The 12,201-nt window shown below is 44.3% G+C and carries 12 protein-coding genes; 6 read left to right on the top strand and 6 right to left on the bottom strand.

Annotation, left to right across the window (positions count from 1 at the left end):
- The first annotated feature begins 18 nt into the window (after nucleotides 1–18).
- The 5 genes from gmhB (at nucleotide 19) to treC (ending at nucleotide 5,550) form a co-directional block, all read left to right on the top strand.
- On the top strand, nucleotides 19–603 hold the full coding sequence (gmhB, locus tag AB6D06_RS03500) for a D-glycero-beta-D-manno-heptose 1,7-bisphosphate 7-phosphatase (protein ID WP_017060762.1): 585 nt from the start codon (nucleotides 19–21) through the stop codon (nucleotides 601–603).
- A gap of 112 nt (nucleotides 604–715) precedes the next feature.
- Nucleotides 716–1,057 (top strand): MliC family protein, encoded by a 342-nt coding sequence (locus tag AB6D06_RS03495; RefSeq protein WP_017060761.1) that lies wholly within the window; start codon nucleotides 716–718, stop codon nucleotides 1,055–1,057.
- Nucleotides 1,058–1,148: 91 nt separating this feature from the next.
- Nucleotides 1,149–2,093, top strand: coding sequence for a trehalose operon repressor TreR (gene treR / locus AB6D06_RS03490; RefSeq protein WP_108186432.1), 945 nt, complete (start codon nucleotides 1,149–1,151; stop codon nucleotides 2,091–2,093).
- A 205-nt stretch (nucleotides 2,094–2,298) separates the two neighbouring features.
- The gene (gene treB, locus AB6D06_RS03485; protein ID WP_017063347.1) at nucleotides 2,299–3,723 is read left to right on the top strand and encodes a PTS trehalose transporter subunit IIBC; all 1,425 of its coding nucleotides are present in this window, start codon (nucleotides 2,299–2,301) and stop codon (nucleotides 3,721–3,723) included.
- Between the two features lie 141 nt (nucleotides 3,724–3,864).
- Nucleotides 3,865–5,550 carry an alpha,alpha-phosphotrehalase gene (treC, locus tag AB6D06_RS03480; RefSeq protein WP_029235475.1) on the top strand — a complete coding sequence of 562 codons (1,686 nt, stop codon included), beginning with the start codon at nucleotides 3,865–3,867 and terminating at the stop codon, nucleotides 5,548–5,550.
- A gap of 181 nt (nucleotides 5,551–5,731) precedes the next feature.
- Here treC and AB6D06_RS03475 read toward each other — a convergent pair whose 3' ends face one another.
- Nucleotides 5,732–6,334: a YitT family protein gene (locus AB6D06_RS03475; RefSeq protein WP_017060757.1), complete on the bottom strand. Its 603-nt coding sequence runs from the start codon at nucleotides 6,332–6,334 to the stop codon at nucleotides 5,732–5,734.
- A gap of 347 nt (nucleotides 6,335–6,681) precedes the next feature.
- Here AB6D06_RS03475 and glyA point away from each other — a divergent pair, with 347 nt between their 5' ends.
- Entirely contained in the window at nucleotides 6,682–7,932 is a 1,251-nt protein-coding gene (gene glyA / locus AB6D06_RS03470) for a serine hydroxymethyltransferase (RefSeq protein WP_017066387.1), read from the top strand.
- Nucleotides 7,933–8,431: 499 nt separating this feature from the next.
- On the opposite strand, the gene AB6D06_RS03465 is transcribed toward glyA, so the two are convergent.
- The 5 genes from AB6D06_RS03465 to AB6D06_RS03445 form a co-directional block, all read right to left on the bottom strand.
- The gene (locus AB6D06_RS03465; RefSeq protein WP_017072003.1) at nucleotides 8,432–8,758 is read right to left on the bottom strand and encodes a hypothetical protein; all 327 of its coding nucleotides are present in this window, start codon (nucleotides 8,756–8,758) and stop codon (nucleotides 8,432–8,434) included.
- 232 nt (nucleotides 8,759–8,990) lie between these two features.
- Nucleotides 8,991–9,182 (bottom strand): DUF4250 domain-containing protein, encoded by a 192-nt coding sequence (locus tag AB6D06_RS03460; RefSeq protein ID WP_004738555.1) that lies wholly within the window; start codon nucleotides 9,180–9,182, stop codon nucleotides 8,991–8,993.
- A gap of 1 nt (nucleotide 9,183) precedes the next feature.
- Nucleotides 9,184–9,387, bottom strand: coding sequence for a YaeP family protein (locus AB6D06_RS03455; protein WP_372099665.1), 204 nt, complete (start codon nucleotides 9,385–9,387; stop codon nucleotides 9,184–9,186).
- Nucleotides 9,388–9,551: 164 nt separating this feature from the next.
- Complete coding sequence (locus AB6D06_RS03450; protein WP_017060754.1) at nucleotides 9,552–10,241, bottom strand: tellurite resistance TerB family protein; 690 nt, start codon at nucleotides 10,239–10,241, stop codon at nucleotides 9,552–9,554.
- A gap of 190 nt (nucleotides 10,242–10,431) precedes the next feature.
- The gene (locus AB6D06_RS03445) at nucleotides 10,432–12,147 is read right to left on the bottom strand and encodes a proline--tRNA ligase (RefSeq protein WP_372099667.1); all 1,716 of its coding nucleotides are present in this window, start codon (nucleotides 12,145–12,147) and stop codon (nucleotides 10,432–10,434) included.
- Nucleotides 12,148–12,201 lie beyond the last annotated feature (54 nt).

Here is a 12,201-nt window from a genome sequence, read left to right as displayed (position 1 = left end):
TAAAGCGTGTAATAATTAATGATTAATAGAGAGTTGATAGAGAACAAAATTTTGTCTAAACCTGCTGTTTTTTTAGATCGTGATGGAGTGATTAACGTTGATCACGGCTACGTACATGATGAGCATGACTTTGAATACATCGATGGTGTGTTTGAAGCGGCGAAAGCGTTTAAAGATATGGGTTATTTATTGGTGCTAGTGACCAACCAATCTGGTATTGCTCGCGGCATGTTTAGTGAAGACCGTTTTCTTTCTTTAACGCAGTGGATGGATTGGAACTTTGTTGATAATGGTGTCGAGCTCGATGGCATTTATTACTGTCCTCACCACGCTGAGCACGGTATTGGTGACTACAAGCAAGATTGTGAATGTCGTAAGCCAAAGCCAGGCATGTTCATTTCTGCTCGTGACTTTCTGAAGATTGATATGGCTAACTCGGTCATGATCGGCGATAAAGCGGAAGACATGATGGCTGCAGAAGCAGCAGGTGTTGGTACTAAAGTCTTGGTAAGAACGGGTAAACCCATCACTGAAAAAGGTGAAGCGTTGGCTAGCGTGGTACTTGATAGCATTAAAGATGTACCCGCTTTCTTAAAAGGCTAAACGTTTTATTTATCACTAAGGTATGGACCTATCATTAGGCACTTACATTAGGTTTGTTCGAACCTGTGAATAGGCTAAGTGTCGTTGACTATATAAAGATGAGGAACGAAGTATGAAAGCTATGTTGGTAGCATCTCTATGTACAGTAGCATTGGTTGGGTGCTCTAAATCAGCAGCCCCTGAGACTGATAGCGCAACATCGAATGATCAATTCGCGACTTATCAATGTGAGTCTGACGTCTCGTTTGATGTGTCTTACCTTGATAATGAAAAAGCGGTACTACGCTTGCCTGATAATGAATACCGCCTGACTCAAGTTCCAGCGGGCTCAGGAACCAAATACATCTTAGATGATGGCACTTCAGAGATGATTAACAGCATCACTTTGCGCACGAAAGGTGACAATGCGCGTCTAGAACTTGGTCGCGTAGTCTATCGAAATTGCCAAAAGTAAGTCATAGTAAGAACTGCTAGTATTTACAAACAGTTAAGTGAGGGAATCTACCCTCACTTTTTCTTCTCTTCCCTTTAACGTTAGACTTTTTATGAGCAAAAAACTCACTATTCTTGATATTGCAAAGCTGTCCGGTGTTGGTAAGTCAACCGTATCACGCGTTCTGACCAATGATCCAAAAGTGAAACCTGAAACCCGTGAAAGGGTGGAAAGAGTAATTCAAGAATCTGGGTACACGCCTTCAAAATCTGCGCAATCGATGCGCGGTGGCAGCCAAAAAGTCATCGGCGTAATCATTTCTCGTCTGGACTCTCCTTCTGAAAACAAAGCGGTAAGTACGATGCTGGCCGAGTTGTATCGAGCGGATTACGATGTCGTGATCATGGAAAGCCAACTTGATAGAGATAAAGCCAATGAGCACCTGCAAGTTCTAAAGCGTCGTAACGTTGATGGCATTATTGTATTTGGTTTTACTGACTGCGATATTCCGGCAATCGAAGCTTGGGAACACAAAGCGGTGGTGATTGCTCTGGATACCGAGAACGTGACGTCGATTAACTATGATAACCAACAGGTGATCAATAGTGCGTTAACGCATTTAGCAGATCAGGGGATCTCTGAGGTTGGCTTCATTGGCGTTGATCCTAGTGATAAATCAACCGGTGAACTGCGTCTTAAGGCTTATCTCGAGTGGTGTGAAAATACAGGTTCAATTGCGAACTATCGTACTGGTCAACTTCATCATGAAAGCGCTTATCAGTTGGTGGATGAGGTGCTTGCTCCTGCGACTCAAGCGATTGTCTGTGCGAGTGATACACTGGCTCTTGGCGTAATCAAACGTCTGCAAGAGTTACAACGTGAAGATGTGGTGGTGACTGGCGTTGGTGGCAATGATCTTCTCTCATTCTTGTTCCCTCGAGTATTTAGCATTGATCCTGGATATCAATCTGCGGGGAAATTGGCCGCTAATCTATTGATCTCTCAGCTTTTAGGCAATGCAGAGATCTCTCATCATACTCAATCTCCTATTCTATAATCCACTCAATCAAGCGAAATTGAACCGCTTAGATTAAAATTAGAGTGTGATCTCTTTCAATTAATGGGACTGTTCCCATTTTAATTTGTCATTCATGTGGGCATTATAATACCCGTAGTTGGGAATGTTCCCATAGGTCTAAGTCTGAGTGATTATAGCTTGCATGGTTTAGAAGAGTAATTGAATGAAACCAGGGTGGGGTAGTATGAGTAAGATAGCGAAGCAAGACGTTGCGCGTCTTATCGAGTTAGTCGGTGGTAAAGAAAACATTGCGAGTGTCAGCCACTGTCTGACTCGACTGCGTTTTGTATTGAACGATACAGAGCAGGCCAACAAAGCTGAACTCGAAAAACTGAAGCTAGTAAAAGGCTGTTTTACTAACGCAGGCCAATTCCAAGTTGTGATTGGCACTGAAGTTGATGAAGTGTACGCACTTCTGATTGAACAGACAGGTAAAGAGGCATCATCAAAAGATGAGGCGAAGCTGGCTGCTCGTCAAAATATGAACTTCCTTGAGCGTGGTATCTCCCATTTAGCCGAAATTTTCGTACCACTGCTGCCTGCCATCATTACAGGTGGTTTGATTCTTGGTTTCCGTAATGTGATTGGCGACATTCGCATGTTCGACGGCAAAACCTTAGTTGAAATCAGTCAATTCTGGGCAACCGTTCACTCTTTCTTATGGTTGATCGGCGAAGCTATTTTCTTCTTCCTACCGGTTGGTGTGTGTTGGGCTACGGTTAAGAAGCTTGGCGGAACCCCAATTTTGGGTATCACGCTCGGTGTGACCTTAGTTTCACCACAACTCATGAACGCATACATGATAGGTAAATCGGTACCTGAGGTATGGGATTTTGGACTGTTTGTGATTGAGAAGGTCGGTTATCAGGCTCAGGTGATCCCAGCAATGTTAGCGGGTGTGGCTTTGGCGTTCATTGAAACCAATCTTAAGCGCATCGTCCCTGCTTACTTGTACCTAGTTGTGGTGCCATTTGTATCGATTATTTTGTCTGTGATTCTAGCGCACGCTTTCATTGGCCCATTCGGTCGTATGTTAGGCGATGGTGTGGCATTCGCAGCTAAAGCGGCAATGACAGGTGATTTTGCGATTCTTGGTTCAGTGGTTTTTGGTTTCCTATACGCACCTTTGGTTATCACGGGTATTCACCACACCACCAACGCGGTGGATCTGCAACTGATGCAAGACTTAGGCGGGACACCAATTTGGCCTTTGATTGCACTATCAAACATTGCACAAGCATCGGCAGTAGTCGGCATCATTATCTTGAGTAAGCGTGAAGGTGAACGAGATATCTCGGTTCCTGCGGCAATCTCAGCCTACTTAGGTGTAACAGAGCCTGCGATGTACGGTATTAACCTTAAATACAAATTCCCAATGCTGAGCGCAATGATTGGTAGTGCTGTTGCAGCCGCAATCTGTGGTAGCGCGGGTGTGATGGCGAATGGTATCGGTGTCGGCGGCTTGCCGGGCATCCTATCGATTCAACCTCAATATTGGTCGATTTACCTAGTCGCGATGCTGGTGGCGATAGTACTGCCTATCACGCTAACCCTGTTTTTCTACAAGCGAGCCCAATCCAAGGGTGAGTTAGAAACCGCGAACGCGTAATGCATTGAATAAGCGATGACTCCAAAATGAGTTATCGCTTTTTCTCTTAGTTATCGCTTTTTCTTTTAGTTATAACGGCTATTCGACCATGATTCACATGGTGATTTTTATTTTATATTTTCTGGTAAGTGAGTGTTAGAGATGGCGATGACTGAACATGATGAAAGCTGGTGGAAAACCGCAACCATCTATCAAATCTACCCAAAGAGCTTCTGCGACAGTGGCAGTAAAGGTACTGGCGACATCAAAGGGATCATTTCGAAACTGGATTACCTCAAACATTTGAGTGTCGATGCGATTTGGCTAACCCCGGTTTACGCATCTCCTATGATCGATAATGGTTACGATATCTCAGACTACTACGCGATTAATCCTCAATTCGGCACCATGGAAGACTTCGACTTATTGCTGTCTGAAGCGCACCAACGTGGTATCCGTATCGTGATGGATATCGTGGTAAACCACACCTCGACAGAGCATGCATGGTTTCAATCTGCTTTGGGCGACAAAAACAGCTCTTACCGCGATTACTATATCTGGAAAGATCCCGTAGATGGTCAAGCACCAACTAACTGGCAGTCTAAGTTCGGTGGTAATGCGTGGGAACTAGATGAGGCGACTGGGCAATACTTCCTACACTTATTCGCCAAAGAACAGGCTGACCTCAACTGGGAGAACCCGGTTGTACGTGAAGAAGTGAAAGATGTTATCAGCTTTTGGGCAGAAAAGGGCGTTGATGGTTTCCGCTTGGATGTGATCAACCTGATTTCGAAGCAGCAAGACTTTCCTAATGATGATATCGGTGATGGCCGTCGTTTCTATACCGATGGTCCACGTGTACACGAATACCTGAAAGAGATCAGCGAAGCCGTATTTCAGAAGTACGGCAGCGTGACCGTAGGCGAGATGTCTTCAACCACGTTGGAACACTGCCAGCAATACTCAAACGTTGATAACAGTGAGCTATCGATGGTGTTTAACTTCCACCACCTTAAGGTCGATTACACCAATGGTGAGAAGTGGACCAATGCGCCGTTTGATTTCTTACAGCTCAAATCGATCTTTAACCACTGGCAAACGGGATTGAATGGCAAAGGGTGGGGCGCACTATTCTGGTGTAACCACGACCAACCAAGAGTGGTGAGTCGCTTAGGTAACGATCAGCAATATCGCGTTGAATCAGCCAAGATGCTCGCCGCTTCTGTCCACATGATGCAGGGCACACCTTATATCTATCAAGGTGAAGAGATTGGCATGACTAACCCTAGCTATACTGAAATTAGCCAGTATCGTGATGTTGAGAGTACCAATATGTACGACATCATGGTGAACCGTGATGGTGTGGCTCATGAAGATATGATGGCGATTTTGGCGCAGAAGTCTCGTGATAACTCTCGTACACCAATGCAATGGAACAGTGAGCCTTACGCAGGGTTCTCACAAGCTCAGCCATGGCTTGATGTAGCGAATAATTACCCTGGGATTAACGCTGAGCAAGCACTGGAAGACAAAGACTCTGTTTTCTATTTCTATAAGAGTTTGATTGAGTTACGTAAACAAGTGCCAGTGATTACAGATGGCAGCTATCAAGATCTATTACCTGATCACTCATCCATTTTTGCATATGCACGTGAGAACGAAGGGCAAACCTTGCTGTGTATTAACAACTATTATGGTGAAGAGGCGGAGTGCGTTTTACCGGAACGTTTTGATATGACTAAGGCGAAGAGTCTGTTGTCTAACTATCAACAAGCGAACACTTCAGTTGCATTACATCATCAAGTCTTACGTCCTTACGAGACTCGTATTCTCTTGATTGAAGGTTAACCTTGTTTCATTTTAAGAAGCTTGATTCTTATTCCCCTCAAAGGATTGGGCTTCTACAAAGGCTTTGGAGTGCTCCCCAAAGCCTTTTTTGTTTTAGTGATGGCTGGAATATCGTGCCTCGAGTCTACTTGCGAGAAGTTTGAGCATCGAGTGCCAGCAACGACAGAGCAGGTAATGAACTCTAAGACGCGTAATTCACCGAGTAGCGAGTTGGTTTGTGGTTCATTGCCAATACGATGTTCAATACTGCGGTGCCTAATACAGAAACGGCAATCACCCAAGGTGACACGAAGAAGAACGATGCAAACAGAATACATGCATCAATACCCATTTGTGTTTTACCTACCGAGATACCGTAGCGGTCTTGGATAAACAAGCACAGTACGTTGAAGCCACCCAGACTTGAGCGGTGACGGAATAGGATTAGCATACCTAAGCCCATTAATAAGCCGCCGGCAACAGCACAATAGATCTCGTTATGAACTTCTAGCGAGATAACTAAGTATAAATGATCGGCAAACACAGATACTAAAGCACCAGAAATCGCACTGCTAATAGCAAAGCTACGGCCGAATCGTTTCCATGCTAATAAATAGAATGGACAATTGGCAACAAAGTACAAAATACCAAAGGTTACAGGCAAGAATTGACTCAAAAGCAGAGCCAAGCCAGTAGTGCCCCCGGTAAGCAGGTTCGCTGACTGTAAAAAGAAGACGCCTAACGCCACTAAAAACGTGCCAGTGAGAATCGCTACCCAATCTTCTTTACGTGAGTGTTTTTCCATCGTTTTTATAATTACCTAACCAATAAAGGCGTGCATAGTAGAGAAAAACCTTAGCTTTCGGTAGCTTGAGGGGCAAAATTAAGGTAAACCTATGTAATCTGCGTTTTACAGGGTGTAAAGCGTAAAATTGACAGTAAGCGCCATCTTTGGTTGGATAAGCCAAATAACCATGATGAATCTTATTTGTGATTATGAAAAAACTGCATGATAAAATTGCAATTAGCTCTTTATGACCTAGATCAAATTATGTAGAATGCGTCACATCAAAACGGTGACGGAAACGTTTGCTTTCGGTCGTTGTGTGGTTTTTTTGAAACTTTCAGTACAATCTGAGTCAGGAGATACAGATGCTTAAGCGTGACATGAACATTGCTGATTACGATGCGGATCTATTCGCAGCTATCCAAGAAGAAACTCTTCGTCAGGAAGAGCATATCGAACTTATCGCTTCAGAAAACTACACAAGCCCACGTGTAATGGAAGCTCAAGGTTCTCAGCTAACAAACAAATACGCTGAAGGCTACCCAGGCAAGCGTTACTACGGTGGTTGTGAGTACGTAGACAAAGTTGAAACTCTAGCAATTGAACGTGCATGTGAACTATTTGGTGCAGAGTACGCAAACGTACAGCCTCACTCAGGTTCTCAAGCAAATAACGCTGTATACATGGCACTACTAAATGCAGGCGATACGGTTCTAGGTATGAGCCTAGCACACGGTGGTCACCTAACTCACGGTTCTCCAGTAAACTTCTCTGGTAAGCTTTACAACATCATCCCTTACGGTATCGATGAAGCGGGTCAAATCGATTACGAAGAGATGGAAAAGCTGGCTATCGAGAACAAGCCTAAGATGATCATCGGTGGTTTCTCTGCTTACTCTCAAATCTGTGATTGGAAGCGCATGCGTGAAATCGCTGACAAAGTAGGTGCTTACCTGTTCGTAGATATGGCTCACGTAGCAGGTCTAATCGCTGCAGGCGTTTACCCGAACCCAGTGCCACACGCTCACGTAGTAACTACAACGACGCACAAAACGCTTGCGGGTCCTCGTGGTGGTCTAATCCTTTCTAACGAAGGCGAAGATCTTTACAAGAAGCTGAACTCAGCAGTATTCCCAGGTGGCCAAGGTGGTCCTCTAATGCACGTTATCGCTGGTAAAGCAGTAGCGTTCAAAGAAGCTCTAGAGCCAGAGTTCAAAGAATACCAAGCACGCGTTGTTGCTAACGCAAAAGCAATGGTTGCTGAATTCCTAGCTCGTGGTTACAACATCGTTTCAGGTTCTACAGAGAACCACCTGTTCCTAGTTGACCTAATCAACAAAGACATCACAGGTAAAGAAGCAGATGCAGCACTAGGTGCAGCAAACATCACTGTAAACAAGAACTCAGTACCAAACGACCCACGTAGCCCATTCGTTACTTCAGGTATCCGTATCGGTTCTCCTTCTATCACTCGTCGCGGTTTCTCAGAAGCAGACGCGAAAGAGCTAGCAGGTTGGATCTGTGACATCCTAGATAACATGGGCGATGAGTCTGTTATCGAAGCAACGAAAGCAAAAGTATTAGAGATCTGTAAGCGTCTACCTGTTTACGCTTAATTTTTCTGGCTCAAATAGCTTAATTTCTGTGTCAAAGGTGCTCATTTACATTCGTAAACTCCGCGCCTTTTCCTTGAACTAAAGCTATTTGATTGAAAAATACGATTTGAAAGGCTCCTGTTGGGAGCTTTTTTTGTTTTTTTGGGTATTACGTTGTCGAGCATGCTCACTTACATTCGTAAGCTCCGCGTGCTCTCCTAGAATTTCAAACAACTACTTTGAAAAATATTGATACTAGAGGCTCCTTAATAGGGGCCTTTTTTGTACTTGGAAGTTTTAAAATTGTTGTCGAGCATGCTCACTTACACCCGTAATCTCTGCGTGCTCTCTTAGAATTTCAAACAACTACTTTGAAAAGCAATGATACTAGAGGCTTCTTTAAAGGAGCTATTTTTTGTATCTGGTGGCTGGTGGATTTGGGATTAAGAGTAAAGAAAAGCGGGTATTAAAAAGGGTTAATGCTTTCACATCAACCCTTTGGTATTTGGTAGTGTCGATTCTACTTTTTGATGCTAAGTAGGGTGCCTGACTTACACTTGAAAGAGTAGTAGTGGCGGCTTTCACTGAACTTACCTAGGCCTTCGCCATCACAGTAGTCGATGTTGATGTCACGCATCACTTCTAATGTGTCTTCGCTGTTCAAAGCGAATTTAGAGCCATCAGAACAGACAATACGAACTCGTTCATCATGGCTTACAGAGTAAATATCGACTTCAGTATTACACAGCTCAAAAGAGGCTTCGCGAAAGTTGTCTTGCTGAGTATTTGAAGCGCAACCTGCGGTGAGTGCGGCTGCGATAACGGCTAAAAGTCCGAGTCTTTTCATTGTTAATCCTTCACTATCATCAAGTTGAGTGATGAGTTTTATATGCTAGTTTAGGTAGCCTATACAACAATACGCTTTGGTTCAAGGCGCGTTCGTTGACTCTAAGATATAAAAGTATAGGTGCATACAGATAATTTATAATGGGTTTGCTGCGTGTTTCCTTATTACGTATCACCAACAAAAAAAGACCAACACAGAGGTTGGTCTTTAAATAGGAAGATTTTTTAAACGACTATCGAAACTGTTTAGCTTCTGGAAGATACTCAAAACCAGCAGACGCGAGCTTAGCGATTAAGGCTGCTTTGTCGATTTCGTAGAAGTTGACCACTCGATCTAAATCACCGCCGAAGTCGTCACGAAGCTTCATGTTGACGATGCTCATCAACATCACTGGATCCATTTTTTCAAAGTTAGCGAGGTTCATATTAGTCCTCGAAATCTGAAATCAGTAAGTTAGCAGCGGCAAAGGCTGCACGTTCACGAGCTTCTTTAGGAAGAGACTCATCGGCAGCAAGGTCATTCAATGTTTTTACTGCGCAGGTGATAGCTTTAGGGATATAGCCTTGGTCGCCACTGCCAATTTGAGAATACAGTTCACGAACCAAATCACAATAATCGTATACTTTCATTTTTATACCTAACCAAATGATAACTGATCTCAATATACACATAGAGATAAGCAAAAACAAAGTGGATCTGATCAAGTTCAGAGTTAGTTTGTCCTTGCTCAATATCTCACTTGGTTAGCTCGCTGCTTAGGCCGTTCTTTACGGCTTCGTTTGGTACTTGCCGATTAGCCAGAGACTTGTTGTTCAAGTTGATAGGTGACTTCATCAGCAAGATTGAGCTGTTTCGCGAGCTCTTTCAGGTACGCCTTTTCCATGAAATTCTGTTCGTCGGCCACAATCAAAGAGGCTAAGTAGATCTCACTCGCCTGTTGAGGTGACGTTGCCAGTTGAGCGATTTCGCTTGGGTCGAGTGGCTTATGCAGTTCTTCAGAGACCAATTTAGTCAGTTGATAATCAGCGCCCATATTCTCGACGGCTTGCTCTATCTTAGCCATCTCTTCTTCATCAACATGGCCATCAGCTTTAGACGCGGCAATCATCGATCGTAGAATCAGCACGCTGTGGTTTGCATCATTTTCATCAAACTGAGCCTGTTCGGCGTTAGGTGTCTGGCCTTGTTTGGATTGGTAGTCGTTGTAGACTTTATAAGCCAAAGCGCCCAGTGCTGCTGCGCCGCCAATCCCAGCCGCTTTCTTACCCATTTTCTTAGTCTTCTTAGAGCCCATTAACGCACCTAACAGTCCTCCGCCAACTGCGCCTGCACCGAAGGCTCCGAGTGTACTTTTACTGCTACTCTTGCTATTGCTGCCTTGAGAAAGGCCACTTAAACTTGAAGACCCTTGTGAAAGTTTCTGAGTACCTTGTTTTACGAGATCTGATTTAAGTGCTTGGTTCAGTAAGCTTTTGATATCCATCGATACCTCCAATGGTGAGCATGTCCAAAAAGTTGATGACACCAATATACGGATTTAAAGATGAACAGGGGATTAACTTACGTTATTTACTCTACTGATAAATAGAAGGGAGTTTGAAGCGAAATGACAGGCACAAAAAAGGCCACCTAACGGCAGCCTTTCAATGTTTATCTAGTCAGTAATCGGATTACTAAGCTAGTTGAGCCTTAAGGTGCTCGATAACCGTGTCCATTGCGATAGCTTCTTTATCACCAGTACGACGGTTTTTGTATTCGAAGTTACCTTCGTCCATGCTGCGATCGCCGATAACGATAGTGTGAGGGATACCCACAAGCTCGATATCTTTAAACATAACACCAGGGCGCTCTTTACGGTCATCGAATAAAACTTCGATACCCATAGCTGTTAATTCAGCGTATAGCTTCTCAGCTGCTTCTTTAACGCGCTCAGATTTGTGCATGTTCATTGGTACGATAGCAACTTGGAACGGCGCTAGTGCGTCTGGCCAAGTGATACCGAATTTATCGTGGTTTTGCTCGATAGCAGATGCAACAACACGTGAAACACCGATACCGTAACAACCCATCTCTAGGATTACGCTCTTACCATCAGGACCAAGCACGTTACAGTTCATTGCTTTAGAGTAAGTATTACCCAGTTGGAAGATGTGACCCACTTCGATACCACGCTTAAGCTGGATAGTACCTTTACCACATGGGCTAAGGTCGCCTTCAACAACGTTACGTAGATCTTCAACTTGAGCAAGCTCAACGTCACGACCCCAGTTGATGCCGAAGTAGTGCTTACCATCTACGTTTGCACCAGCGCCAAAGTCGCTCATTACAGCAACAGAGCGGTCAACGATGAATGGTAGCTCTAGGCCAACAGGTCCAAGTGAACCAGGACCTGCACCAACAAGTGCGCGGATTTCTTCTTCAGAAGCCATCTCTAGCGGAGAAGCAACCTGTGGAAGGTTCTCTGCTTTCACTTCGTTCAGTTCGTGGTCACCACGGATGATTAGCGCGATGATATCAGCGTCTACTTCATCAGAAGCTTTAACGAATAGAGTCTTAACTGTCTTCTCGATTGCTAGACCGTGTTGCTCTACCAATTCTGCGATAGTTTTCGCATTTGGTGTATCAACCAGTTCCATCTCTTGAGTTGGTGCTGCTGTATCTTCAGTAGGAGCAAGTGCTTCTGCTTTTTCGATGTTTGCTGCGTAATCTGACTCAGTTGAGAATGCGATTAGGTCTTCGCCGCTTTCAGCAAGAACGTGGAACTCTTGAGAGCCGCTGCCGCCGATTGCGCCAGAGTCTGCCAATACTGGACGGTATTCAAGGCCCATACGGTCGAATGCTTTACAGTAAGCATCGTGCATCGCTTGGTAAGACTTTTCTAAGCCTTCTTTGTCGATATCAAAGCTGTACGCATCCATCATAGAGAATTCACGTGCACGCATTACGCCAAAACGAGGGCGGCGCTCATCACGGAATTTAGTCTGGATTTGGTACAGATTTAGAGGTAGCTGTTTGTAAGAGCTGATCTCGTTACGTACTAGACTCGTTACCACTTCTTCAGCTGTTGGGCTAAGAACAAATGGACGAGAGTGACGGTCTGTGAAACGAAGTAGCTCAGGCCCCATCTTTTCAGAACGGCCAGTCTCTTCCCAAAGCTCAAACGGTTGAACTACGGGCATCAAGATTTCAACGGCACCTGCATTATCGATCTCTTGGCGAACGATATTTTCGACTTTACGCAGTACACGTAGACCAGTAGGTAGCCAAGTATATAAACCTGAAGCTAGCTTACGGATCATACCTGCACGTAGCATCAGCTGGTGGCTGATAACTTCTGCGTCGTTTGGAGTCTCTTTCAGAGTAGAAAGAAGGTAGTTACTGGTACGCATTCTATGGTATCCGTTTCATCATTGATAAAAGAAAACTTGCTGTCGTTCGTAACC

The organism is Vibrio sp. 10N.239.311.G01, assembly GCF_041465805.1.
Lineage (GTDB): Bacteria > Pseudomonadota > Gammaproteobacteria > Enterobacterales > Vibrionaceae > Vibrio > Vibrio crassostreae_C.
Note: the sequence above shows the minus strand (reverse complement) of the source record. Positions and strands in the feature narration are given on the sequence as shown.